Source organism: Arthrobacter sp. D3-16, assembly GCF_054408515.1.
Genome location: NZ_CP096437.1, coordinates 3,513,716 through 3,537,015, shown reverse-complemented (window position 1 = coordinate 3,537,015; position 23,300 = coordinate 3,513,716). Strand labels below are relative to the sequence as shown.

Annotated in this window: 24 protein-coding genes; 18 read left to right on the top strand and 6 right to left on the bottom strand. The window is 64.4% G+C overall.

Annotated features, from left to right (window positions below; translation table 11 throughout):
* Positions 1-23 precede the first annotated feature (23 nt).
* From M1D32_RS16560 to M1D32_RS16550, 3 genes are all read right to left on the bottom strand, one after another.
* Complete coding sequence (locus tag M1D32_RS16560; RefSeq protein ID WP_458779705.1) at positions 24-1,637, bottom strand: phospholipase D family protein; 1,614 nt, start codon at positions 1,635-1,637, stop codon at positions 24-26.
* Between the two features lie 114 nt (positions 1,638-1,751).
* Positions 1,752-2,225: a GNAT family N-acetyltransferase gene (locus M1D32_RS16555; protein WP_458779704.1), complete on the bottom strand. Its 474-nt coding sequence runs from the start codon at positions 2,223-2,225 to the stop codon at positions 1,752-1,754.
* Positions 2,226-2,428: 203 nt separating this feature from the next.
* Positions 2,429-3,226, bottom strand: a complete 798-nt coding sequence (locus M1D32_RS16550) for an IclR family transcriptional regulator (protein WP_458779703.1) — start codon at positions 3,224-3,226, stop codon at positions 2,429-2,431.
* 134 nt (positions 3,227-3,360) lie between these two features.
* On the opposite strand from M1D32_RS16550, the gene M1D32_RS16545 reads away from it, so the two are divergent.
* The 9 genes from M1D32_RS16545 to M1D32_RS16505 all read left to right on the top strand — a co-directional run bounded on the left by M1D32_RS16545 (position 3,361) and on the right by M1D32_RS16505 (position 11,233).
* Positions 3,361-3,864, top strand: coding sequence for a tripartite tricarboxylate transporter TctB family protein (locus M1D32_RS16545; protein ID WP_458779702.1), 504 nt, complete (start codon positions 3,361-3,363; stop codon positions 3,862-3,864).
* A 2-nt stretch (positions 3,865-3,866) separates the two neighbouring features.
* Positions 3,867-5,369 carry a tripartite tricarboxylate transporter permease gene (locus tag M1D32_RS16540; RefSeq protein WP_458779701.1) on the top strand — a complete coding sequence of 501 codons (1,503 nt, stop codon included), beginning with the start codon at positions 3,867-3,869 and terminating at the stop codon, positions 5,367-5,369.
* Between the two features lie 45 nt (positions 5,370-5,414).
* A complete protein-coding gene (locus M1D32_RS16535; protein ID WP_458779700.1) occupies positions 5,415-6,419 on the top strand; it encodes a tripartite tricarboxylate transporter substrate binding protein in 1,005 nt (334 codons plus the stop codon).
* A gap of 33 nt (positions 6,420-6,452) precedes the next feature.
* On the top strand, positions 6,453-7,097 hold the full coding sequence (locus M1D32_RS16530; RefSeq protein ID WP_458779699.1) for an RraA family protein: 645 nt from the start codon (positions 6,453-6,455) through the stop codon (positions 7,095-7,097).
* Between the two features lie 22 nt (positions 7,098-7,119).
* A complete protein-coding gene (locus tag M1D32_RS16525; protein WP_458779698.1) occupies positions 7,120-7,899 on the top strand; it encodes an NAD(P)-dependent oxidoreductase in 780 nt (259 codons plus the stop codon).
* Positions 7,900-7,978: 79 nt separating this feature from the next.
* Positions 7,979-9,316, top strand: coding sequence for a TRAP transporter large permease subunit (locus tag M1D32_RS16520; protein WP_458779697.1), 1,338 nt, complete (start codon positions 7,979-7,981; stop codon positions 9,314-9,316).
* 11 nt (positions 9,317-9,327) lie between these two features.
* The gene (locus M1D32_RS16515; protein ID WP_458779696.1) at positions 9,328-9,582 is read left to right on the top strand and encodes a hypothetical protein; all 255 of its coding nucleotides are present in this window, start codon (positions 9,328-9,330) and stop codon (positions 9,580-9,582) included.
* A complete protein-coding gene (locus M1D32_RS16510; RefSeq protein WP_458779695.1) occupies positions 9,579-10,562 on the top strand; it encodes a cyclase family protein in 984 nt (327 codons plus the stop codon). The genes M1D32_RS16515 and M1D32_RS16510 overlap by 4 nt, the downstream gene beginning before the upstream one ends.
* Positions 10,563-10,759: 197 nt before the next feature.
* Positions 10,760-11,233 carry an SRPBCC family protein gene (locus M1D32_RS16505; protein WP_458779694.1) on the top strand — a complete coding sequence of 158 codons (474 nt, stop codon included), beginning with the start codon at positions 10,760-10,762 and terminating at the stop codon, positions 11,231-11,233.
* Between the two features lie 80 nt (positions 11,234-11,313).
* On the opposite strand, the gene M1D32_RS16500 is transcribed toward M1D32_RS16505, so the two are convergent.
* A complete protein-coding gene (locus tag M1D32_RS16500; RefSeq protein ID WP_458779693.1) occupies positions 11,314-11,688 on the bottom strand; it encodes a cyclophilin-like fold protein in 375 nt (124 codons plus the stop codon).
* Positions 11,689-12,100: 412 nt separating this feature from the next.
* Between M1D32_RS16500 and M1D32_RS16495 the strand changes: the two genes are divergently transcribed.
* The 4 genes from M1D32_RS16495 to M1D32_RS16480 all read left to right on the top strand — a co-directional run bounded on the left by M1D32_RS16495 (position 12,101) and on the right by M1D32_RS16480 (position 15,431).
* A complete protein-coding gene (locus M1D32_RS16495; protein ID WP_458779692.1) occupies positions 12,101-13,231 on the top strand; it encodes an alpha/beta hydrolase in 1,131 nt (376 codons plus the stop codon).
* Between the two features lie 278 nt (positions 13,232-13,509).
* Positions 13,510-14,370, top strand: a complete 861-nt coding sequence (locus tag M1D32_RS16490; RefSeq protein ID WP_458779691.1) for a phosphatidylinositol-specific phospholipase C/glycerophosphodiester phosphodiesterase family protein — start codon at positions 13,510-13,512, stop codon at positions 14,368-14,370.
* A 29-nt stretch (positions 14,371-14,399) separates the two neighbouring features.
* Positions 14,400-14,939 (top strand): metallophosphoesterase, encoded by a 540-nt coding sequence (locus tag M1D32_RS16485; protein ID WP_458779690.1) that lies wholly within the window; start codon positions 14,400-14,402, stop codon positions 14,937-14,939.
* An 18-nt stretch (positions 14,940-14,957) separates the two neighbouring features.
* The gene (locus tag M1D32_RS16480) at positions 14,958-15,431 is read left to right on the top strand and encodes a hypothetical protein (RefSeq protein WP_458779689.1); all 474 of its coding nucleotides are present in this window, start codon (positions 14,958-14,960) and stop codon (positions 15,429-15,431) included.
* A gap of 55 nt (positions 15,432-15,486) precedes the next feature.
* Here M1D32_RS16480 and M1D32_RS16475 read toward each other — a convergent pair whose 3' ends face one another.
* Positions 15,487-16,488: a zinc metalloprotease gene (locus M1D32_RS16475; protein ID WP_458779688.1), complete on the bottom strand. Its 1,002-nt coding sequence runs from the start codon at positions 16,486-16,488 to the stop codon at positions 15,487-15,489.
* A 259-nt stretch (positions 16,489-16,747) separates the two neighbouring features.
* On the opposite strand from M1D32_RS16475, the gene M1D32_RS16470 reads away from it, so the two are divergent.
* The 5 genes from M1D32_RS16470 to M1D32_RS16450 are packed head-to-tail and all read left to right on the top strand — an operon-like array spanning position 16,748 to position 22,425.
* Positions 16,748-18,235 carry a GntP family permease gene (locus M1D32_RS16470; protein ID WP_458779687.1) on the top strand — a complete coding sequence of 496 codons (1,488 nt, stop codon included), beginning with the start codon at positions 16,748-16,750 and terminating at the stop codon, positions 18,233-18,235.
* Positions 18,232-19,482, top strand: a complete 1,251-nt coding sequence (locus M1D32_RS16465; RefSeq protein ID WP_458779686.1) for a CaiB/BaiF CoA transferase family protein — start codon at positions 18,232-18,234, stop codon at positions 19,480-19,482. The genes M1D32_RS16470 and M1D32_RS16465 overlap by 4 nt, the downstream gene beginning before the upstream one ends.
* Entirely contained in the window at positions 19,479-20,465 is a 987-nt protein-coding gene (locus M1D32_RS16460; protein ID WP_458779685.1) for a beta/alpha barrel domain-containing protein, read from the top strand. The genes M1D32_RS16465 and M1D32_RS16460 overlap by 4 nt, the downstream gene beginning before the upstream one ends.
* A 2-nt stretch (positions 20,466-20,467) precedes the next feature.
* On the top strand, positions 20,468-21,457 hold the full coding sequence (locus M1D32_RS16455) for a 2-hydroxyacid dehydrogenase (RefSeq protein WP_458779684.1): 990 nt from the start codon (positions 20,468-20,470) through the stop codon (positions 21,455-21,457).
* A complete protein-coding gene (locus tag M1D32_RS16450; protein ID WP_458779683.1) occupies positions 21,454-22,425 on the top strand; it encodes a glycerate kinase in 972 nt (323 codons plus the stop codon). Before M1D32_RS16455 ends, M1D32_RS16450 begins: the two co-directional genes overlap by 4 nt.
* A gap of 24 nt (positions 22,426-22,449) precedes the next feature.
* On the opposite strand, the gene M1D32_RS16445 is transcribed toward M1D32_RS16450, so the two are convergent.
* Entirely contained in the window at positions 22,450-23,238 is a 789-nt protein-coding gene (locus M1D32_RS16445; RefSeq protein ID WP_458779682.1) for an IclR family transcriptional regulator, read from the bottom strand.
* Between the last annotated feature and the right edge of the window lie 62 nt (positions 23,239-23,300).

The window sequence follows — 23,300 nt, the reverse complement described above, 5'->3', positions numbered from 1 at the left end:
TTGCCTGGGCCCTGGTGGTGCGCCTAGAACCTGGTAGTGCCGCGCATCTTGCGGGGCCGGCCGTCCGGGTCCACCAGGAAGCGGTTTGCAGGAGCCGCCCAGAGTCGTTGAAGGGGCGAGACAGGTGCAGTGCTGTGATGCCTTACATGTCCCTTGGGCCGGGGCGAGCGGCTGCCGGTTTTATGCCACTCGTCCAGAGCATCGGCGGCGGCATTCCAAAGACCTAGGCCGTCCGCCGGATCGTGGAGCCGGGGGTCACTCTGGTCCAGACCCAGGTGTTCGGCCCAGAGCTGGAGCCGGAGCCCATGGGCCAACGGGCGGGAAGCTTCAGGACCGGTGTCTGCGCCCGGCGCTTCCCGCTGACCGGAACTGGTGTCGATGACCGCGCAGGTCAGCTCGCTGTCCGTGGTCCAGGACCGACGGTTGAAGTTGTCCGACCCGCACGTGAACCAGGTGTCGTCGATGATGCAGATCTTGGCGTGGACATAGATGGGAGTCCCGGCATTGGTCTCGAGGTTGAACACACCGAACCTGTCGGGTGCAGCGCGGCTTATCGTTTCAATGGCCCGCAGTTGACCCAGCCGCTTGGGCGGCCCTCCCAGCGGACCGTCGGACTCGGGGTAGCGGGGCACCACGGCGATCACCTTCAACCCGGGGTTCTGTTCGAGGGCAGCTGCGATTCCGGCTGCCACCTCAGCCGACCACAGGTACTGGTCCTCGATGTAAATCAGCGAACGGGCCAGGCCGAATGCTTTTGTGTACGCCCGGGCAATGCTCCGCTCACCGTGGGGTGCGAACGGGAACGGCGGATGCTTCACGCCGTAGGTGCGGAGCAGCTGCACGGCGTGGGGACCAGCTGGTGGCGGTGGCGGCGCAGTTTCCGGCAGGGGTTCGGGGTGCCGGGGCATGTCGGCCAGGCGTTGCAGCAGCATCCGGTACGGTGTGCGCCGGTCCAGAGGATGGGGGTCATCCCATCTTTCCGCGAACAGCTTCAGCACATCTGCCACAACGGGGCCGCGCAGTTCGACGGCGGCATCATGCCACGGAGGTTGTTTCCCGTACCGGGGATCCATGTCCACCGCTTGCGGGTCTCCCGAGTGGTCGGCGTCGTCCCGGCGGCTGTGGGAAAGGTCGATCCCGCCAACGAACGCGACGTCGCGCGAAGGATCATTACGATTGCGGATGACGAACAATTTCTGGTGATGGCAGCCGAAGAGGCGCACCCGCTGATCAAGCAGCACCTCGCCGCCGGCGTCGTTGATCTGGCGGCTGAGGTGCTCACTGGACAGGTTGCTCATGGGGGCAGACACTCGCTCGCCATGGGACCTCCAGACCAGCCCGCGCACTTCCACTCCCGCCCGTGCCAACCGCGCCAGCAACTCGCCGATCGTAGGCCCGTCCGGCGTAAGCCGCTCGTCGCCGTCGCCACGCCAGTCGGTGAACCACACGCGATCTCCGGCCTGCAGGGCGGACAACTCCTCATGCAGTCGGGCGAAGTAGGTGGCACCGTGAACCAGGGGCCGCACCAGGTTGCCTTCCGACCAGGACGGCGATCCCTCACCGCCTGCGTGCACGTCGGTGGCAACATTCCCCCACTCATCGCCATTCAAGAACCAGTAACCGGCACTACTGTCCACTCGTCGTTCCCTCCGGGATCCGAGGCCGCCCTCATGTCCGGCCTACCCAGTAGCCTACGGCTGGGTTAGTCAATGTCATTGGCCGGCTGTGGTGCAACGTTGGCGGAACCTTCTCTAGAGGCGGAGTTCCATAAAAACGCTGTGGGGGTCCAGGACATAGTCAGCGAACGGCGGGCACTCGGTGAAGCCGTTTCGGGCGTACAGGCGGCGCGCGGAAGCGAAATAATCCTCGGTGCCGGTCTCAAGGTAGATACGCTCGAGGTTCCGGGCGCGGGCGTCATCGAGAATGTGGCGGAGCATCAGGGTAGCCACGCCCCGTCCCCGTGCGTTTGCCGTAGTGCGCATCGACTTGATTTCGCCATGCATCGTGGAGCCGGATGGCGCATCCAGGAGCTTGAGCGCGCCGCATCCCAGCAGATCGCCGTCCTCCCGGGCAGTCCAAAACGTCATTGACGGCGCGGACAGGGCGGAGTGGTCCATCGCATGGACGCTTTCGACCGGAGAAGTGGCGTACATGTCCGCCAGGTGTTCGCTGAGGAGCTGATGGACGTCGCCGCGTGCGGGGTCGTCCCGGTCAATGGAAATCATCGGCTCAAATCTACCTGCTGCCGCTGGGACGCCATGACGCCACCAACCACGTCCGGTTCCCGGTGCCGAACGGCGACCTTCCGCCGTCGCCTTACCGCGCAAAGTCATGTTGGCAAGAAGTGTCCGGGTAATCCGGGACGGCCAAGGGCAGCGCACGCCACGCACAACAGGCGAGTGTCCTGTACGCCCTCGTGGGTGGACCCCTAGTAGACGGAGCCCTCAAGCAGTTCCGAAAGCCTCCCGGCGGCGCGGCGGAGTTCCGGTACACCGGCTTTTAGCGTCGCTTCACTGGCCGCCTCAACAGGGCTGGTGAGCGAGATGGACTCACTGGGCCGTCCCAGCCTGTTTGGCACGGCGACGGCCACCGAGACAACTCCTGTGGCACGCTCGTCCGCTGAGTATGCGTAGTCAGCGGACGGCTCAGGCAGCCGGGAGCGCAGCGACTCGACCGTCAACGCCGCGCTCTCCTGGCCGCCTGCGATTGCCGCAGTCACCACCTGCTGGAGTTCGTCGTCGGACGCGGACGCGAGCAGGATCTTGCCCGCAGCCCCCAGTGTGAGGGGGAGCCGCTTACCGAGGGGCAGGTCATACCGGAGGGGAGCCTCGCCGTCGACCCGGGCCACAAGGATGCGCTCGAATCCGAGCCGCGTATAGAGCGACGCCGTAAGTCCGGTCTGTGAGGCCACCTGCTGAAGGACGGGGCGGGCGGAGACGACGAGCGGGTCATTTTCGAGAAAGCTGCGGGCGGCCGGCAGGACGGCCGGGCCGATCCGGTAGGACTTGTCCGTCTGGCTGACCATGCCGAAATCCTGAAGCACCCGCAGGATTCTCAGGGTGGTAGGCAGGCTCATCCCACAGGCCTTGGCAAGATCGCTGAGTCGCTGCGGCCGCTCGGCCCGCTGAAGTTCCGCGAAGACCTCCAGGGCCCTGGAGAGGGAGCGCATGTTGGAGGCCTTGGGGCCCTCCTCAGCGGGAAGTTCCGTTGATGTCGTCATCGCCATTCTTCCATTCTATGTAAGTCCCTTGCGCTTGACAGTAGGTGTGTCAGCTGTCACTATTTCTCTGTACGCAATATAGTTTCATTCTGTGAAATAAACCAACGCGGAATGAAAGCAAGCACAGTGAGAAGGAATCCATGACAACGGAGTCAGTCACAGCCAAACCCGCGAGCCCTGCCCGGGTGGCACCCTCTGTGCTGGCCGGCATCGGCGCGTTCGCCGCCGTCGGCGTCTACGTCCTGGTCAGTTCGATTGAGCTCGGCCTGTGGACGTCGCTGGGACCTGGTCCGGGCCTGTTCCCCTTCGCCATGGGCGCAGTGCTTGCCGCGATGTCCGTCGTCTGGTTGCTCCAGGAGCTTCGGCGGCCCAGCGAAACGGCGGAAGGCGTTGACCGCGGGCTGGTCATTGCCGTCGTGGTGAGCCTGGTGATCCTCGCGGCGGTGATGGACCTGCTCGGCTTCCAGCTGAGCATGTTCCTCTTCCTGATGTACCACCTGAAGCTGCGCGGCGGCAGGGCCTGGCGTTCGTCCCTGATCACCTCGCTCGCCGGCAGCGTGGGCGCGTTCTACGCCTTCAACTACGGCCTCAACGTGGCACTGCCCGTCTCAGCCTTCCCCCTGCTGAACACGATCGGACTCTAGACGTGGATATCTTCAACGAACTCATGGGCGGCTTTGCGGCCGCCATGACCTGGCAGAACCTGCTCTTCGCCTTCCTCGGCTGCCTCCTGGGCACGATCATCGGCGTTTTGCCCGGCATCGGCCCGGTAGCCGGCGTCGCGCTGCTCATCCCCCTCACCCTGAACCTGGACGCCACCGGAGCCATCATCATGCTCTGCGCCATCTTCTACGGCACGGCCTACGGGGGAACCATCACCAGCGTCCTGCTGAACACTCCCGGTGAAGCCGCCTCAGCCATCACCACCATTGACGGCTACGCGATGACCAAAATCGGCAAGGCCGGTGCTGCACTGACCATCGCCGCCGTCGGATCCTTTGTGGGCGGCACCATCGCTACCCTGGGCCTGGTGGCGGCCGCCAAACCGCTTGGTGAACTGGGACTGCTCGTCGGCCCGCCCGAGTTTTTCGCGCTGATGGTGGTGGGCATCTCGCTGCTCGTGGCGCTCGCCGGCAAATCAATGGTCAAGGCGGTCATCTCCGGTGCACTTGGCCTGCTGATCGCGATGGTGGGCATCGACCCGGTAGCCGGGGCACCCCGGTTCACCTTCGGCATGGACCGGCTCCTGGACGGCGTCAGCTTCGTGGCCGTGATCGTGGGTGTCTTCGGCCTGTCCGAACTGCTGTCCTACCGCAAGGGCAGCACCACCCCCAGCGTGCATGCCCCCAACCTGCGTTCCCTGCTTCCCACTGCCAAGGAATGGCGACGCAGTGCCCCGGCCATGGCGCGCGGCACCGGCATCGGTTTTGGCCTGGGACTCATCCCGGGCATGACCGGCTCCGTGTCATCCCTGCTCGCCTACGGCGCCGAGAAGAAGTTCTCCCGCCACCGCAACGAACTCGGCAAGGGCGCCATCGAAGGCGTCGCCGGTCCGGAAACGGCCAACAACTCCCACGCCAACGCCGCCCTGATCCCGCTGTTCACCCTGGGCATCCCGGCATCACCCACCATCGCGGTGCTGATGGGAGCCTTCCTCCAGCAGGGACTCACCCCGGGACCCACCCTCTTCACCGAGCACTCCGAAATCGCGTGGGCCATCATCGCCAGCCTCTTCATCGGAAACCTGCTACTGCTGGTCCTGAACGTTCCCCTGGTGGGACTGTGGACCTCCATCCTCCGGGTTCCCACCACCATCCTCACCGCCCTGATCCTGCTCTTTATGGTCATCGGCGCCTACACCATCAACTTCAGCGTCTTCGATGTCTTCGTGATGATCGGGTTCGGCCTCCTGGGCCTGGCCCTCCGGCACCTGGACATCCCGCTGGCGCCCATGGTGCTGACCCTGGTGCTCGGCCCCCTGATGGAACGCTCGCTGCGCGAATCCCTCGAAATCTCCCAGGGCGACTTCAGCATCTTCACCAGCCGTCCCATTTCCGCAGTCCTGATCGGCCTTGGACTGCTGATCATCTTCAGCCCGCTGCTCAAGCTCCGCAAGCCCAAGGCATTGAACGAAGACCCCGAAAGCTAAACCACCCCGATCTACCCCCCACATCCCCTTCAAAGGAGAAGAACCATGAAAACCCGTCCGCGTATCGCCGCCGCCCTCGCTGCTGCATCCCTGATCGCCCTGACCGGCTGCGGTGCCAATGCCGGAGCCACCAACGCCTCCGCCAACGACTTTCCCAGGAAGGGCAAGACGATCGACCTCGTCGTGGCCTTCTCCTCCGGCGGCGCAGTGGACACGGCGGCCCGGCTCATCCAGCCGATCCTGGAAGAGGAACTCGGCACCAACGTCGAGGTCATCAACAAGCCCGGTGCCGGTGGACAGATCGGCTACACGCAGCTGACCAGCGCCGCTCCCGACGGTTACACCATCGGTGCCACGGGCTCGCCATCCGTGGTCGTTTCACCCCTGGACCCCTCCCGCGGCGCCAAGTACACCCGCGACAGCTTCCAGCCCCTCGGCCGCCAGGTCGTGGACCCCACCGTCATCGCAGTCCAGCCGGACAGCCCCTACACAACGCTGAAGGACCTCCTGGACGCCGCCAAGGCCAACCCCAAGTCCATGACCGCCAGCACCACCGGGCTCCAGACCGGCGAGCACTTCGCCATGGCGCAGATCCAGGAAGCCACCGGTGCCGAGTTCGCCCCCGTGCACTTCTCCGAAGGCGCTTCGCAGGCCACCACAGCCTTCCTGGGCAAGCACGTGGATATCCTCGTCGCGAACGTCAGTGACGTGACGGACCTGACCAAGCAGGGCAAGGCCCGCGTCCTGGGCGTCATGTCCGCCGAAAAGGCACCCTCGCTGCCGGACGTTCCCACCTTCAAGGAATCGGGTTTTGACCTCGAGGCGGGCACCGCCCGCGGCTACTCCGCTCCTGCCGGACTGCCTGACGAGGTGGCCAAGAAGCTTGAGGCAGCGATCCAGAAGGCCATTGAAGACCCTGCCGTGGTGCAGAAGATGAACGACCTTGGCCTGCAGACCAGCTACCTCCCCGGCGAAGACTACAAGGAGTTCTGGGCGGGACAGGAAGAGGACTTCAAGAAGGCCCTCCCGCTGGTCCAGAAAACCGACTGACCCTCCCGAGATCACCGGACGGAAGAAACCATCATGACAACCCCAGCCATCGACACCATCGACGCCGATTTCCCCCGCCCTGACAGGGACGTGGTGGACCGCCTTGCCAAGCTTCCCGCTGCCAACATCGGTGACGCCATGGACCGGCTCGGCGTCGCAAATTCCGCCATTCAGGCCATCTGGCCCGGCGCCCTCCTGGCCGGCCCTGCCTTCACCGTATGGACCAGGCCCGGCGACAACCAGGGCATCCACAAGGCCCTTGAGTCCGCCCGGCCCGGAGACGTGATTGTGGTTGCCGGCGGAGGGGATGAGTCCCGCGCCCTGCTCGGCGAACTCATCGGCGAGCGTGCCATCAACCTCGGCATCGCAGGTTTCGCCCTGGACGGAGCAGCGCGCGACGCCGAAGCGCTGGGTGAGATCGGCATGCCCGTCTTCGCCCGGGCTACTTCCCCCGCCGGCCCCTACAAGAACGGCCCCTTCCGCTTGGGAACGCCGCTGGCCTTCGGCGGCGTGCCCGTTCTGCCGGGCGATGTCATTATCGGTGACTCGGACGGCGTCGTGGTCATTCCTCGCGAACAGGCAGCCGCGGTAGCCGAAGCTGCGGAAGCAGTTTTCGCTGACGAAACCAACCGCCGGCAAGCCATCGTTGCAGCCCGTCACTCAGCAGCCCGACACTAATACGAGAAAGACAGACGACATCATGACAGCGGTAACCATCATCGGTCTCGGCGAAGCCGGCGCCACCTACGCCGCGGCACTTGCAGCCGCCGGCCACGAGGTCACCGGGTTCGATCCCGTTGCCCCGTCCACTCCTGCCGGCGTCACCCGTGCATCAACTGCGGCCGAAGCCTGTGCGGGGGCTGACATCGTCCTGGTCCTGACAGGAGCTGCCGCGGCGCGAAGCGTAGCCAATGAATGCCTTCCGGTCCTGGAAGCAGGAAGCTGCTACGCGGACTTCACCTCGTCCTCGCCCGGCGTCATGCAGGAGCTCGGACGGCTGCCCGGCAAGGCCGACTTCGCCGACGTCGCCATCCTTGGACCGGTATCCGCGCTGGGTGAGAAGACACCCCTCATGGTCAGTGGCCCCGGCGCCCAGGCAGTCGCGGATCTGCTTGGCCCGCTTGGTGTGGACATCGAAATCGCGGAGGGCGCACCAGGCGAGGCCATGGCGCACAAACTCCTGCGCAGTGTCCTGATGAAGGGCCTGGCCTCAGTGGTCGTCGAAGCCGTCAACGCCGGCAAGGCAGCCGGACTCGAAGAATGGATCCGGACCCAGATCGCGGGCCAGCTGGCCGGGGACGGCCAGGCAGTCATCGACCGTTTCCTGACCGGTACAGCCAAGCATGCCCTCCGTCGCTCCAAGGAAATGCAGGACACGGCGAGTTACCTCGCCGACCTAGGAGTACCTGCAGAAATGACCGCTGCCTCCGCTGCCGCCCTCAGCCGCATGGCCGGGGAGCCGGTTCCCGCCTTGCGCTGACCCCGGTGTAGGGCACAATCATGAACAGGTATCACTTGGCTATCCCCACCAACAGCACGCCGCGGTCAGGAGCAGCAGCATGATCGGCATCTGGGCCCTTGGCGCCTACCTGACCGTCATCCTGCTCTGGACCACAGTCATCAAGCGCAGTGTTGGGGAAGCCATGATCCTCGGTTTCCTGGTAGTGCTCCCCTTCACCGGTTCGGCAGCCGGCCAGATCGGCTGGACGGCGCTCTATTCCGCGGTAACCGACGAAATCGTCTACGCAACCATGGCCTTTGTTTTCATGGGATACCTGCTGGACAAAACCGGGGTGCTCGATAAGCTGATCGACCTGCTGAATTCCCTCATCGGGGGAGTCAAAGGCGGACCGGCCTGGGTATCCACCGTGGCATCGGCAGGCCTGGGAGGAGTAGTCCATAACCAGGCCGCCATCGCCGCCACGGTCGGATCCGTCACCATCCCCTGGATGGAAAAATCCAAGCTGGACAAACCCGCGGCGGCCACGCTAGTGGCGGGCAACGCCGGCATGGGTATCACCTTCCCGTTCAGCGCGTCCATGTTCGTTCTCGTCGGGTCTGCCACGGTGGGGCCGTTGCTGGACATCAACGCGCTCGTCCTGCCCCTGCTGTTCGGCGGTCTCTGGTGCTTCCTGCACCGGCTGATCGTCACCTGGCTGCTGGTCCGCAAAAGCGGGATGACGCCACTTGATGCCGCCCACCGGCTTTCTGTCGGTTCAGCCTTCAGCCGTGGCTGGGCAACCCTGCTGCTGTTCGTCGTTGTAGCCATTCCGCTGGTCATCACTTCCGGCGCCATCGCTGAAGCCTTGTCAGACTGGACCGGGGGAGACGTCACCCGGGCCGTGAGCGTCATTGTCTGGATCCCTGTTGTCCTGATCATCACCGGCTGTTTGCTGGGCAGGAAGAAGCTCCCCCGCCAGGGGCGTGCCTGGTGGGCGTTGCTGCAGGATTCCGCACCACGGTTCGGGATTGTGGGCGTGACGGTTGTCTTCGCTTTCGCCGGGGCGAACGCCCTTGCCGCGACTGGTCTGCCGAAGCAAATGACGGAACTGCTGAACGGGCTGAACCTGCCCCTGTGGCTCCTGGCGATCCTGATTGGGCTGATCATCATCGCCGTCGCAGCACCGCTCTCCGCGACGGCGACGATGGCGGCCGTCGGAACGGTCGGCGTCGCAACCCTTGTTGCGGCGGGGGTGCCGGCAACCACCGCAGCCGTTGCCGTCCTCGTCTTCTCCTCCTGTGAGGCGGCGGTTCCGCCGGGAGGCGCTCCATTGTACGTGGCGTGCGGGATCGCGGACGTGGACCCCATCAAGACCTTCGCCCGGCTGCTGACCCACTACGCCCTGCCGCTGCTCGGCATCGGCGTGCTGATCATCCTTGGCATCCTGCCGATCTGAAGGAACCCCACATGCATAAGATCCGACGGGCAGTTGAAGTCCTCTTCGTCCTGACCCTGGCAGCGCTGCTCATTGGCGGAGTCGTGTTCGTGACAGGTCAGGCAGTTGCACTGATTGCCGGCCAGGGCGCATGGCTGACGCTGCTGAACGAGACCATCAAGACGCCAATGTGTATCGCGGCCTCCGCCTGCGCCATCGCAGGGTTCCTCCTCAGCTACAAACGCCACCAGAACCAGGAACAGCCGCAGAAAGCAGGGGCGCGATGACCTCCCCTGCCGGCAACTACCCTTCATTCGCCGGGCTGCTGCAACGGGAGGGCGTGTTGGCGGGGACCTCCTGGGGATTGTTTCCGGAGCCAACGCGCGGAACGCCGTCGTTCATCACACCGGGCGCCGTACTGGAGGCGCGGAACTGCATTCGCACCGGCACCGCATTTGGCCTCGACTATCCGGCAGACGCCTTCGACCCCGGAATGTCCCTCAAGCGCTGCGCTCCCCGGCACACCATCTACTCCTCCCACCCAGCCCACCGGGACGACTACCTTGACGGTTATTACCTGCAGGGATCGACCCAGATCGACGGCCTGCGGCATCGAAGGGCCGACGACGTCGGCTTTTACAACAGCACCCCCGATGACCGCATCCGGGAAGGTACGCCGGATCTCGGCATCCAGGAATGGGCGGACAGTCCCATCGTCGGCAGGGGAGTGGTGGTGGATCTTGAGGGATACCGTAATGGACAGGGCCACCCCATCGACCATGCTGCCGGTGAGCCCCTGCGCCTCGACCTGATCGAGGCGGCACTCAAGAAGCAGTCCGTCAGCCTCCTGGCGGGGGACATTCTGATGCTCCACACCGGTTGGTGCGAATGGTTCCTGGCCCTGCCACCGGACGGAAAACAACGGATGCGGGACAGCCGCCGGGCCACGGGCATTGCCCAGTCCGAAGAATTCGTCGCCTGGGCATGGGACCACCAACTGTCCCTCCTTGCCGCTGACAATTTCGCCTTCGAATGCTTACCAACCGTGACAGGCAGCCCCTACCGGAACTCGGCACCGAACGACCACGGAATGATGCACCAGCAACTCCTCGCCAAACTCGGCATGCCCCTTGGCGAACTATGGCGGCTCGGCCCCCTGACCCGGCACATGCGAAGCACCGGCAATTGGGACGCCTTCCTCAGCATCAAACCGCTCAACATCACCGGCGGAACCGGCTCACCCGCGAACGCCATCGCGTTGACGTGAATCGGCGCTGGTGAGCTGATCACCGCGGGGTTGGCCCCGGCATCCCGCCCCCACGTACGGCGACGGTTCCCGGGAATTTCGAAGGTCTGGACAGGGGTAACCGGCGGACTTATCGTGCAAATATGGCGGCTGCCTGACTGGCAGGATGCCGTGCTGCCGGTCCGCCGTTGCTGCCGCCCGTCATGAGGAGGAAGCAGATGGAACACGTTGAAGAGACCGTCGATGTCGCTGTCCCGGTGCGGACCGCGTACAACCAGTGGACCCAGTTCGAATCCTTTCCGGAGTTCATGTCCGGGGTGGAATCAGTAACCCAGCTGACCGACACCACCAACCATTGGGTTACCAAGGTGGGCGGTGTCCAGCGGGAATTCGATACCGAAATAGTGGACCAGGAGCCTGACGACCGGATTGCCTGGCGCAGCACCGACGGCAAATCCCATGCCGGCATCATCAGGTTCACGCCGCTGGACGCCAATCACACGAAGGTCAAAGTCCATTTCGAATGGGCACCCGAAACCGTTACTGAAAAGGCAGGCGCGGCACTGAAGATCGACGAGAAGCAGGTGAAAGCCGATATGCGGAAGTTCAAGGACTTCATCGAATCGCGCGGTACCGAAACCGGCGGCTGGCGTGGCGAGGTCAAGGACAGCGGCCCCACCGGGCAGTTCTAGAAGTGCCAGTGGGACCAGCTGGGGAATCAACGCTTACAAACGGAAAGCGGACGACGGCGGGTGCCTCCCGCCGTCGTCCGCTATGGCGCAATGTCGAGTGTGGCAGTGAAACCGTCGCCCTGGTCCCGTACTGCAGCGAGATCCTCGAACGTGCCGATCCGGACAATACCGTTGAAATGGCCGACATATTCGTAGTACAGCACCAGTGCCTGCTCGGGTGCGTAGTAGCCGATGGTCAATGGTTCAGCATCGCTGCCGGCGGGCATGCCCTCGAGGGAGAGCGGTGCCGGCAGGTCGGCGATCTTTTCCTGGCCGCCATGGTCCCTGAACGTGAGCGTCAGGGGCAGCTGATCAATCAATGCGCGGGCGGTTGTGTTGTTGTGGAGGACCCCCCTTACCGATTGCCCGGTGATGTCTATCGCGATCGGGGTGCTGTCTGCCGGTGACCTTCTCATCGTGGCGGTACCTTCCGTGGTAACTGGCGACGGCGGGAGTGACAAATCGGCAGATGGGGTGCCGCCGCTGCTGTCGCAGGCACTGATTGCGGCAGCGAAAGCTAAGGCCAGTACGGCTGCCCTGAGGCGGAGGCGTTTGTTGCAGCCTCCCCTGAAGACGTAGGCAGCCATCGGCTCCATAATTCAGTTGCTCCCTACGCTCTTGGCCTGGCCTCCATCCAACGGCCTGGAGCTGGCGGTAACAAGGGCTCTGCCAAGACGGGTTGCGGCAGAACCCCTTCCGTCCACCCTTTGGGGGCTCTGCCATAACCAGTTTCAACAGGGTCTCTCACTCATCAATCAGGCCGTGGTGTGCTCGAAAGGACGACGAAGTCCACCAGATACGTAACCGACGACTACGAGGATGAATACGATGAGCACGGACTGCAACGCAAGGCACAACAAGGGAATCCAGGCTGAGGGTGTATCACGCCGGAACATCATCAAATTGACGGGCGCCGGCGCGGCGGCCATCGGGCTCTCCAGCGCGGCTGGGCTGGCAGGAGCCCGGCAGGCTTTCGCCACTCCAACCTCCCGCAAGGACCTCGAGCCGGGTGATACCTCGAACGGGGCGGACAACTTCTACACCAGCGACCAGGTTACGGTCCGGAAGATTTCGTTCAAGAACAGGTACGACATGAAGGTCGTGGGTAACCTGTTTATCCCCAGCGACCTGAACCGGGGCACAACGCATCCGGCACTGGTGGTGGGACACCCCATGGGTGCCGTGAAGGAACAGAGCGCCAACCTCTACGCGACCAAGATGGCCGAGCAGGGATACGTGACCCTCTCCTTCGACCTCTCGTTCTGGGGTGAGAGCGCGGGCAAGCCCGGCAACTCAGTACTGCCCGACGTTTACGCCGAGGACTTCAGCGCCGCCGTCGACTACCTTCGGACCCAGCCCTTCGTGAATAGGGAACGCGTCGGCGCCATCGGGATCTGCGGCAGCGGCAGCTTCGTGATCAGTGCGGCCAAGATCGATCCGAGGATCAAAGCCATCGCCACGGTGAGCATGTACGACATGGGTGCCGCCAACCGGGACGGGCTGCGGAAGTCCGTGACTTTGGAGCAGCGCAGGGCCATCATCGCTCAGGCTGCCGCCCAGCGTGACGTCGAGTTCGCCGGCGGAGCTGTCCAGTACACGGGAGGGACACCGGAAGTGCTCACGGCGGAATCGACCGAGGTGGACCGGGAGTTTTACGACTTCTACCGCACGGCCCGCGGATACCACCCGAACACCACCACACATCCGGCCCTGGCCACCAACACCAAGTTCATGAACTTCCACCCGTTTAACGACCTCGAGCTGATCGCGCCAAGGCCGCTTCTATTCATCACCGGCGACCAGGCACACTCGAGGGAGTTCAGCGAAGAGGCGTACCGGCTCGCCACCGGGCCCAAGGAACTCTTCTGGGTCCCGGGAGCCGGCCATGTGGACCTCTACGACCGCGTGGGCCTCATCCCCTTCAGCAAGCTCACGGACTTCTTCCGGACACAGCTCTAACATCAGGCAAGGCAGCGCGCGCCAAATACCTGGTTAGCGCACTCCTTAACCCGTTTGGCACCAAAGGGAGCAGATGACGGCGGGACCTCCCGCCGTCGTCCGCTCCCTTGTCTTTTGCTGGCCATACCGCAAACTGTGGGCATTGGCCCCGCCCCGTTCACCCTCCAGCAACCCGCTGGCCCCGAACCGTTCTCCCGCGGCCAGCAGTCTTTTCACGCCCCCATTTGTCCGGCACACCCCATAGCCGGCGGATATCCCCGAGGTACCAGGAGTACTCCGTGTTCGTGAAAAGCACCCTTGCCGCCGTCGCCGTTCTTGCCTCCCTGGCCGGAACTGCCGCGGTACCGGCTCAGGCCGAGGCAGCCAAGCCCGCTCCCGTCGTCGTCGGCCAGCCGCTGGCCCAGGCGCATGCGCACAATGACTATGAGCATGACCGCCCCCTGTTCGACGCGCTGGAGCACGGCTTCACCAGCGTGGAAGCGGATGTGTGGCTGGTGGACGGGGAGCTGCTGGTGGCTCACGACCTGGAGGACGTCCAGCCTGGTGTCACGCTCGAAAGCCTCTACCTCGACCCGCTGCAGAACCTCGTCCGGAGCCAGCAGGGCCACAGCGTCTACCCGCACTGGGATGGCAGCCTGCAGCTCCTGATCGACATCAAGAGCGAAGGCGAGGCCACTTACGCGGCCATCGAGCAGGAACTCGCCGAGCACCGCGACATCATGAGCCGCTACACCAACGGCACTACCAAAACCGGCCCGGTCACGGCCGTCATCAGCGGCAACCGCCCGCTCGCCACCATGCAGGCGCAAGAAAAGCGATTCAGCTTCTACGACGGCCGCTCCGCAGACCTCAGCGCTGGCAAGCCCGCTGAGCTGATGCCACTGGTCAGCGACAACTGGACCAGGCTCTTCACCTGGCAGGGGGTCGGCCCGATGCCCGAGGCTGAGCGCGCCAAGCTGCACGCCTACGTTGCGGAGGCCCACGCAAACGGCTACCGCGTCCGCTTCTGGGCTACCCCCGACGTGCCTGGTGCTGCCCGCGACGCCGTCTGGAACGAACTCTTCGACGCCGGCGTAGACCACATCAATACAGATGACCTCACAGGCCTGCAGCAGTTCCTCACTGCCCGCGCGTCCTAATCCCTCACCCTCAGAATCAGGACCACCCCATGCCTTCAAAGACCTTGAAAACCACGACGGCGGCAGCCGTCCTGGCGCTCGGCCTCCTTGCGTCCCAGCCCGCTACGGCCGCTGACACCACCAGTGATGCCTTCACTTTCGGCGTTATCGGCGACATCCCTTACGGCGACGCCGAAATCGCCAAGTTCCCGGCCCGCATCCAGGACATCAACGCCGACAAGGAACTGAAGTTCGTCACCCACGTGGGCGACATCAAGAACGGCTCCTCGGTCTGCTCGGACGAGTACTTCACAAACATCCGTACGCAGTTCGATACCTTCGAGCACCCGCTGGTCTTCACCCCCGGTGACAACGAGTGGGTGGACTGCCACCGCACCAACAATGGCGCGTACAACCCGCTGGAGCGCCAGGACAAGCTGCGGGAAGTCTTCTTCAACGAGCCCGGCAAGACTCTTGGCGCCACCATGCCGGTGAAGAGCCAGGAAAACCATGGGTTGCCCGAGAACGTCCGCTTCAACCAGAACCGCGTGGCTTTCTCCGTGCTGAACATCCAGGGCAGCAACAACTAGCTGCAGCCGTGGAGCGGGTTGGGCGAAACTACCGCCACCCCCGAGCAGTTGGCCGAAGTTGAGCACCGGACGGACGCAGTCCTGAACCAGATCCGCGACACCTTCGCGGAGGCCGAACGCCGCAACGACCGTGCCGTGGTGCTGATGACGCAGGCCGACATGTTCGATCCGTCGCTGCTCAACGCCGCCACCGCCAACCCGGAAATCCTCTCCGGGTTCCGCGAAATTGTGCAGGCCATCGTCCAGGAGACCAACAGCTTCGACCGCCCGGTCTACCTCATCAACGGCGACAGTCACGTCTTCGCCGAGAACCAGCCGCTGGCCGCGGGCTCACCCTGGCTGAACATCTACGGCCAGCCCGCCGCGGACGACCTGCAGCGGATCACCGTGGACGGTTCCGCCAACGCCACCAACTACGTCCGGTTCACGGTGGCCGGCAACAGCGCAGCCGGGGACGTTCTGAGCTGGGAGAAGGTCCCCTTCAGTTCTTAGGGACCAAAGGGGAAGCGGACGACGGCGGGAACCTCCCGCCGTCGTCCGCTTTCGGTCATATGCGCGGTACGCATTCGCCGGTCCCCAACAACGCAAGCCCCGCGCGGTCGCCGGTGCCGAAGTCCAGTTGCCCGCTGTTCTCTTCGAACATCAGCTGCGTGGGGTCGTTCACGTGGTCCAGCCCCACCACATGAGCCAACTCGTGCATGATGACGGCCCGGACCAAAGCCGGCCCATCAGGAAAGGCCAGCGTTTCTGCCAGGCCCGGCGCATCGAGAAGAACCTGACCGGAGACATACACATGGGGCTCGCCCTGAACCTGGATTGAGGTACTGCCGCCTGTTCCTGCAACCCTTCCCGCCAAATCCGGTGCTTCCTCCGGCGTGGACCATGCAATCAGGATCGGCGCCCACTTTTTGCCGTACAGACCGGGCTGGTACGCCTCGCGGTCCTTTGCTGGCGCTTCGGGTGTGGGGCCGTCATACACGAACTGCAGTCCGGTGGCAGCGGACACCGCGGCTACGGATTCCCGGATGAGCTGATCAGTGCCGGGTGGCGCTAAGTCCGGCCGGACCACGTAGTGAATCGGGCGGCAGGGGTCGTAGGCAACAAAAGGCTGGTCCGGATCGGGAGATTCCTGCAGGACATATGCGGTGGATCCGGTAGTGGCAGGCGGGACGCCAAGGGGAGACGAAGCGGCTTCAAACCCCGGTGGAGGGACCTCGGAGCCGGGGAGGTGTGGCAGTGCCGCCGACAAAACGAACCGGTCGAAGAGAGTGGGTGTGAAGTAGAGCCCGACGACGAGCGCCAGGGCCAGCACCGTGGCCGACCGGGACTTCCACCTGCGGGTGTGCGCGGGCTTGATCCTTTGATACCTGCGCCTCTTTTTTGCACTTGGTGCCGGGGCAGTACGCCAGGGCTCAGGATCTTGAAGCTTGCCGAGTGCCTCATCAATGGCCCACTGCGGGATGCGCCCGCTGGGCGAACGCCGAACGCCCGGAACTTCGTGCCCGCCGCCGAACCTGCCCGAAGTGTCCTTGCCGAAACCTGATTCCACCAGCGCCCCCTTGTGCCCCCATCCATCCCCTTGGGATAGCTCGCTCAGCATAGCGGCCGGTCAGGACAGCAACCAGAGCCGCGCTGGCTGCAGCAGGCGAAAGATTCCAGCCGTCTCCGGGCTGAAAAACCTAAAGCAAAAAAATGTCTTGCATTATGGGCTGCATCCCATAATATGGGTTTAGCGATGTGGCCCTCCTCACGATGCCCATCTGTTCCCAAGCCTTCAATGTGGAAGGCCCAACGATCGGATTCCCCTCATGTCAGACATAGCCGTCCTCATCAACACGGCCGTGGCAGTCCTTGCCGCCGTCGTGCTGATCGTCCGTTTCAGAGTCAACCCTGTCATCGCATTGGTCATCGGCTCGGTTTACCTGGGCCTCGCTGTCGGCCTCGGGGTTGAAAAGACTGTTGAAACCATCACCTCCGGATTCGGCGAAATCATGGTGGAAGTAGGCCTGCTGATCGCCTTCGGTGTGCTGATGGGCTCCATCCTTAATCAAAGCGGAGCCATCCGCCGCCTGGTGGAACTGTTGCTAAACACGTTCGGCCCCAAACGCCTGCCGTACACCATGGGCCTGGCCATCGGAACGGTCCTGCAATCGATCTTCCTGGACGTCCTGCTCGTCATCTCCGCCCCCCTGGCCCGCAAGCTCGCGCCGAAGATCGGCAAGCTCGGCACCGCACGGATGGCAACGGCCATAGCCATCGCCCTCGAGTGCGGCATCGTGTTCATGGTTCCCGGCGTCGCATCCCTCGCCCTGGCCGGCCTCCTGAACGTGCCCCTGGGCAAAATGCTGCTGTTCGGCCTCCTGTTGGTGATCCCCACCATAATCATCTCCATTGCCATCATGACGTTCCTTTTCCGCCGCGGTTTCTGGAACGAAGAGAAGGACGAAGATCACACCTTCGTGGCAGAGGAAGACCGCGAAGGCGAAGACGACGACGAAGCTGCTGCGGACCAGCCAACCAATACGCCACAGCGGAACTCGGGCAAGGAAGCTGCGGATCTGCAGCCCAGCACCGTCGCCGTCGCTAAGCGGGGCAAGAAGGAATTTCCGCTGCTTGCCCTCTTCGCCCCGCTGCTGACCTCATTGGTCCTGATCGGGGCCGGCGCCATCCTTCAGATCCTGGAGATCGAGTTGCCCTGGCTCCAGCTTCTCGGCGAACCCGTCATTGCCCTGCTCATCGGCCTGATCGGCACTTGCCTCGTCACCCGCTCCGCCATCGGCCAATCACGCGTTGAAGAGGCGATCACCATTGGCTTCAAGGAAAGTGGGCAAATCCTGATCCTTACCGGCGTCGGCGGATCCCTCGCCGCAACCGTCGCCGCAGCAGGTCTTGGAGACATTCTGGGAGGGTTCTTCTCCGCCAGCACGGTTGCCCCGCTCCTGGTGGTCTGGGCCATCGCCGCCGTACTTCACATCGCCGTCGGCTCCGTCACCCTTTCTGCCATCACCGCGGCCGGACTGCTGGCACCGATCGCTCCTGCCATCGGGCTGGACCCCGTGCTCCTGGCATTGGCCGCCGGCGCAGGATCCCTGTTCATGGTTCACGTCACCAGCAACACCTTCTGGCTCCTGCAGTCACTGCTGGGGCAGAGCGTACGGGGCACTGAAATCCGTGACCGTCGGCGTCTCAGTGGCCTCCGTGGTCGCGATTCTCCTGATCCTGCCCATGAGCCTTCTGTTCTGACCGGGCCCATTACCCCCGCCAAGAAACGCGCCAACGAAAGAAGAACTCCATGAAACCGACACGTATCGCGCCCCTGGATGGGGTACGCGTCCTCGAACTAGGCAACTACATTGCTGCCCCCACCGCGGGCCGGCTGCTCGCCGATTTCGGTGCTGAAGTCATCAAGGTTGAGCGCCCCGGAACCGGCGACGAGCTGCGCAACTGGCGCCTCCACAAGGGCGATACCTCCATGCTGTACCGGACCATCAACCGCAACAAGAAGTCGGTGGTGCTGGACCTCCGGACCGAGGCAGGCAAACAGGCAGTGTTGGCGCTCGCCGCCAAGTCGGACATCCTGCTGGAAAACTTCAGGCCCGGCACGCTGGAACGGTGGGGCCTGGGTCCCGACGTCCTCAACCAGGCGAACCCGGACCTCATCATCACCCGCATCTCCGCTTTTGGGCAGACAGGCCCCCTGTCCGAGCGGCCCGGTTTTGCCGCCGTCGCCGAAGCCTATGGCGGGTTCCGTAACCTCGTGGGCGACCCGGACCGGGCACCCGTCCGGGTGGGCGTGTCCATTGGAGACTCGATCGCGGGCCTGTACGCCGCCTTCGGCTCCATGATGAGCCTCTACCAAAGGGAAGCACGACGCCGGGACTCGGCTGGCGCCGCACCGCTCACCGAGCGGATCATCGACGTCGCCCTGAACGAGGCCATGTTCTCCATGATGGAATCCCTGATTCCCGACTACCAGGCCTACGGCGTTGACCGCCAGCGCGTGGGCGGCCGGATGGACGGAATCGCGCCCTCCAACGCCTATGTTTGCAAGGACGGCGCCAGCATTGTAGTAGCCGGCAACGGAGACTCGATTTACCAGCGGTACATGGACACCATCGGACGGCCAGACCTTGCAGCCGACCCGGCCCTGCAGACCAACGCCGGCCGGTGGGAACGGCGTGAAGAGCTCGACCAGGCCATTGGAAAGTGGACGGCAGGGCTGGACGCCGCTGGTGCCCTGGCAGCCCTGGACGCCGCCGGTGTTCCGGCCGGTCCCATCTACACGGCCGCGGACATCAGCACCGACAGCCAGTACGAAGCCCGCAACATGATCCAGAAGTTCGACGTTTCCACCGGCGAAGAGATCCTTCCCGGCGTAGGCTTCCCGGGCATCGTCCCCGTGATCGGCGACCAGTCGCTCCCCATCCGGAACCTCGGACCGGACCTGGGCGAAAACACCGAAGAGATCCTCAGCGGACTCCTCCACATGGACCCCGCAGAAATCAGTGCGGCCTCCGGCCGCGAGGAGGCACTCCAGCCATGAACCAGCACCAAAACGGCCTAGCCACCATGCTGGGCAACACCATCCTCCGGGACGTGACCCTGCGGGACGGGCTCCAGCTCACCGGAAAACTCCTCTCCACGGGGGGAAAAGTGGAAACGGTCCGGGAGCTGCTGCGCCTGGGCGTGCCCTCGATCGAACTCGGATCAATGGCCCGCGCGGACCTGGTCCCCACCATGGCGAACACACTGGAAGTTGTTCAGGCCCTCACGCCCGAGGAACTGGAAAAATGCTGGATCTGGGTTGCAACCCCGGGCCACGTCGCAAAGGCTTCAGCGGCCGGAGCGCGGAACTTCCAGTACTGCCTCTCGGCATCGGACTCGCACAACAAGGCGAACATCGGCCGCACCACCGAAGAAAGCCTCGCAGCCCTGCCGCAGGCGATCGAATACACCAAGGCCGTCAACGGGCAGATCCAGCTCTGCATCGCCACGTCCTTCACCTGCCCGTTCGAAGGCTACGTTCCGGAGGAACGGATCCTGTCCATCGCCAACGATCCCCGCGCCGAGGGCACCACGGACATCGTCCTCTGCGACACCCTGGGCCAGGCCATCCCGGCTCAGGTCTCCGGACTGATCGCACGGGTCCGGGATGAGTCTCCGGCCCGGAGGATTGTCTATCACGGCCATGACACGTGGGGCCTGGGAGTAGCCAACACCCTCGCCGCCATCCATGCCGGTGCCGCGATGGTGGACGGCGCACTCGGCGGTCTGGGCGGCTGCCCCTTCGCCCCCGGCGCAAGCGGCAACACCTCCAGCGAGGACATCCTCTTCGCCACCCGGCCCGAGTGGCTCACTCCGGAGAAATTCGGGGATCTTGTGGTCCTGTCCGAGAAGCTGCTTGCGGAGCTGGGCGAACCCAACCGCTCCAAAGCGGCGCAGGGAGCCCGGTCCCGCGCCGAAGCCTTCGAATGGGTCCTTCCCGCAGACTCCGCGGCCCCTGACTGCGCCACTGGAGGAAACTGACGATGGGCCACCACTTCCTTGTCACCACTGCCATCCCGGAACCTGGGCTGCAACTCCTGTCCGACGCCGGCCATGTCACGGTCCTGCCCGAGCCGCCTGACTACCGAGCGCTGGCGAGGCTATGCGCCTCGGGGGATTTCGACGTCGTGCTCACCCAGCTGCGCGACGTCATCGACGCACCGCTTCTCGCCGACGCCCGGGTCAGGGGAATCTCCAACTACGCCGTCGGCTACAACAATATCGACGTGGACGCCGCTACCCGGCACGGCATCCTGGTGGGCAATACGCCGGGAGTCCTGACGGACGCGACGGCGGACATCGCCATGCTGCTCATCCTCGGCTCCGCCCGGCGCGTGGTGGAGGCCGACCGGCTGGTCCGCGACGGCCACTTCCTCGGGTGGGAACCGGAACTCCTGCTGGGCCGAGACGTCTCCGGCACCGTGCTGGGCCTGGCCGGGTTCGGAAGGATTGCCCGTGCAACGGCCCGCCGTGCCCTTGGATTTGGGATGGAGGTGGTCTTCTCGCCGCGGCCGCCAGGGGAGCGTTCTGTCAGCGATGAGGAGCTGGGTGAGTTCGCCGGCAAGGTGCGGCAGGTTCCTTGGGCTGGACTCGTGGAGCAGAGCGACTTCCTGTCACTCCACGTTCCGCTGAATGACCAGACCCGGCATCTGGTGGACGCGGATGTTCTGGCAGCGATGAAGCCGGACTCCATCCTCATCAACACTGCCCGCGGGCCGGTGGTGGATGAGGTTGCCCTCGTGGCGGCCCTCCGCACAGGGGTTATTGCCGGTGCCGGGCTGGACGTGTTCGAGGACGAGCCGCAGCTCGCGCCCGGGCTGGCGGAACTTCCCAACACAGTGCTGCTGCCGCACGTCGGCAGTGCCACCGTGCGGGTCCGAAGCGAAATGGCAAGGCTCAGCGCACTGAACGCCATCGCCATCGCCGAGGGCCGGCTGCCGCTCCACCCGGTCAACCAGCTCGTGCCGGCATGACCATTCTTGTAGCCCCGGACAGTTTCAAGGGGACCTACTCCGCGGCCGAGGTTGCCGCTGCCATTGCCGCAGGCATCGAGGAGGGAGGATTCCGGGCTATCGAACTGCCTGTCGCCGACGGCGGCGAGGGAACCTTCGATGCGCTCTGCAAAAGCCTGCGAGCCTCGCCGGTGACTGTCGACGTCGTTAATTCCTGGGGCGAGCCGCTTCAGGCGGTCCTGGGGCTGGCTGCCGACGGTACCGCCGTCGTCGAGGTTGCCCAGGCGAGCGGCCTTACCGCCGGCCGCAACACCCCGGCTGACGCCATGTCGGCCAGCACGTACGGGACGGGGCTCCTTATTGCGGCCGCCGTCAGCCACGGCGCCACGCACGTCCTGGTGGCGGCCGGCGGTTCTGCCACTACCGACGGCGGAGCCGGTGCTGTTCAGGCCATTTCCGAAAGGGGCGGTCTTCGGGGTGCCCGTATCACTGTCCTGTCCGACGTCACCACCAGCTTTCTGGATGCTGCCCGCGTCTTCGGACCCCAAAAGGGAGCAGATTCAGCCGTGGTCAAGCTGCTGGAAGAACGGCTGGAGCAGCTGGCCACGTTATATCCGCGCAACCCGACGGGCGTGCCGCGAACGGGTGCAGCCGGAGGCTTATCGGGTGGATTGTGGGCCCACTTTGGCGCCGGTTTGATGTCCGGGGCGGACGCTGTGCTGGACGCTGCCGGCTTTGATGGATACCTGGAAACGGCCACCGCCGTAGTGGTGGGGGAGGGGCGGCTGGATTCGCAGACCGGGGAAGGGAAAATCATCTCCGCGATCCTTGAACGGGTGCGGAATACCGGCCGCCCGATTCCCTTAGTTGCCGTTGTAGGATCCGTAGCTGACGATTTGGGACACTACGCGCAGAACTTCGCCGAAATCCTCGTAGCCACCGATGCTGCTGCAATGCGGGCGGCCGGAAAGGCTATCGCGGCGCGGTAGAGCCCCTTAATTTCCTGGCGGGACTTAGGATTCGCCAGGAAACCGGCCGCCGATCAGTCGTGTCATGTGCTCCGCCGTGGTGAGCAGGGGCTCCACCCACGCTTCGCAGATTTCCAGGGGCATCCGCAGGGTGGGACCGCTGATGGTGACAGCGCCTACCAAAGCCGCCGCGGAGTCAAAGACCGGGGCTGAAAGACCCGAAGCCCCGTCTTCACGCTCGCCCACCGTAATGGCAAACCCATCCCTGCGGGTCTGCTTGACGGCAACAGCGAGCTCCTCAGAGGTGGTGATGGTGGACTCCGTGATCTGGGTCAGAGGATCACGGAGGACTGCGTCCATCAACTCCGGATCCCAGGCCAACAAAACGCGCCCGGCCGAACCGGCATGAAGCGGTGCGACTTTGCCCAGGTGCATTTCGCGTCGAAGGGCATGCCGGGTTTCCGCCATAGCCACACATACGCGGTAATGCTGTTCCGACTTGAAGAAGCACGTCGTTTCGCCTGTAGTGTCGCGCAGGGTCTTGAGCAGAGGGCTCAAGATGTCCACAACTTCCATCCCGCGGGTTGCCGGGGCCGCCCAATAGGCCATCCGCATCCCGATGCGGTAGGCATCCTCCTCGCGGTCAAGGAATCCCTGGGATGTCAGGTTGGTGACCAGCCGCTGGACCGTCGACGTGGGCAGTCCCGTGTGCTCGCGGATATCACTCAGTGATAGAACCGGCCTGGCGAGTGAGAACGCGTCGAGGATCGATGTGATCTTGCCCAGGACAAGGAGCGGGTTGCCGCTGGAATTCGCTGAAGCATCGGACGCCATGGAACTCACGCTAGACGCTGCCCGCAGCTGAATCCACTCGCCCCTCCCAGCGGCCTTGGGGG

Bases quoted from the DNA above. Each gene is read 5' to 3' on its own strand.
- M1D32_RS16555 (WP_458779704.1), bottom strand. From the start codon at position 2,225: ATGATTTCCATTGACCGGGACGACCCCGCACGCGGCGACGTCCATCAG.
- M1D32_RS16550 (WP_458779703.1), bottom strand. From the start codon at position 3,226: ATGGCGATGACGACATCAACGGAACTTCCCGCTGAGGAGGGCCCCAAG.
- M1D32_RS16545 (WP_458779702.1), top strand. From the start codon at position 3,361: ATGACAACGGAGTCAGTCACAGCCAAACCCGCGAGCCCTGCCCGGGTG.
- M1D32_RS16535 (WP_458779700.1), top strand. From the start codon at position 5,415: ATGAAAACCCGTCCGCGTATCGCCGCCGCCCTCGCTGCTGCATCCCTG.
- M1D32_RS16530 (WP_458779699.1), top strand. From the start codon at position 6,453: ATGACAACCCCAGCCATCGACACCATCGACGCCGATTTCCCCCGCCCT.
- M1D32_RS16525 (WP_458779698.1), top strand. From the start codon at position 7,120: ATGACAGCGGTAACCATCATCGGTCTCGGCGAAGCCGGCGCCACCTAC.
- M1D32_RS16520 (WP_458779697.1), top strand. From the start codon at position 7,979: ATGATCGGCATCTGGGCCCTTGGCGCCTACCTGACCGTCATCCTGCTC.
- M1D32_RS16515 (WP_458779696.1), top strand. From the start codon at position 9,328: ATGCATAAGATCCGACGGGCAGTTGAAGTCCTCTTCGTCCTGACCCTG.
- M1D32_RS16510 (WP_458779695.1), top strand. From the start codon at position 9,579: ATGACCTCCCCTGCCGGCAACTACCCTTCATTCGCCGGGCTGCTGCAA.
- M1D32_RS16505 (WP_458779694.1), top strand. From the start codon at position 10,760: ATGGAACACGTTGAAGAGACCGTCGATGTCGCTGTCCCGGTGCGGACC.
- M1D32_RS16500 (WP_458779693.1), bottom strand. From the start codon at position 11,688: ATGAGAAGGTCACCGGCAGACAGCACCCCGATCGCGATAGACATCACC.
- M1D32_RS16495 (WP_458779692.1), top strand. From the start codon at position 12,101: ATGAGCACGGACTGCAACGCAAGGCACAACAAGGGAATCCAGGCTGAG.
- M1D32_RS16485 (WP_458779690.1), top strand. From the start codon at position 14,400: ATGCCTTCAAAGACCTTGAAAACCACGACGGCGGCAGCCGTCCTGGCG.
- M1D32_RS16470 (WP_458779687.1), top strand. From the start codon at position 16,748: ATGTCAGACATAGCCGTCCTCATCAACACGGCCGTGGCAGTCCTTGCC.
- M1D32_RS16465 (WP_458779686.1), top strand. From the start codon at position 18,232: ATGAAACCGACACGTATCGCGCCCCTGGATGGGGTACGCGTCCTCGAA.
- M1D32_RS16460 (WP_458779685.1), top strand. From the start codon at position 19,479: ATGAACCAGCACCAAAACGGCCTAGCCACCATGCTGGGCAACACCATC.
- M1D32_RS16455 (WP_458779684.1), top strand. From the start codon at position 20,468: ATGGGCCACCACTTCCTTGTCACCACTGCCATCCCGGAACCTGGGCTG.
- M1D32_RS16450 (WP_458779683.1), top strand. From the start codon at position 21,454: ATGACCATTCTTGTAGCCCCGGACAGTTTCAAGGGGACCTACTCCGCG.
- M1D32_RS16445 (WP_458779682.1), bottom strand. From the start codon at position 23,238: ATGGCGTCCGATGCTTCAGCGAATTCCAGCGGCAACCCGCTCCTTGTC.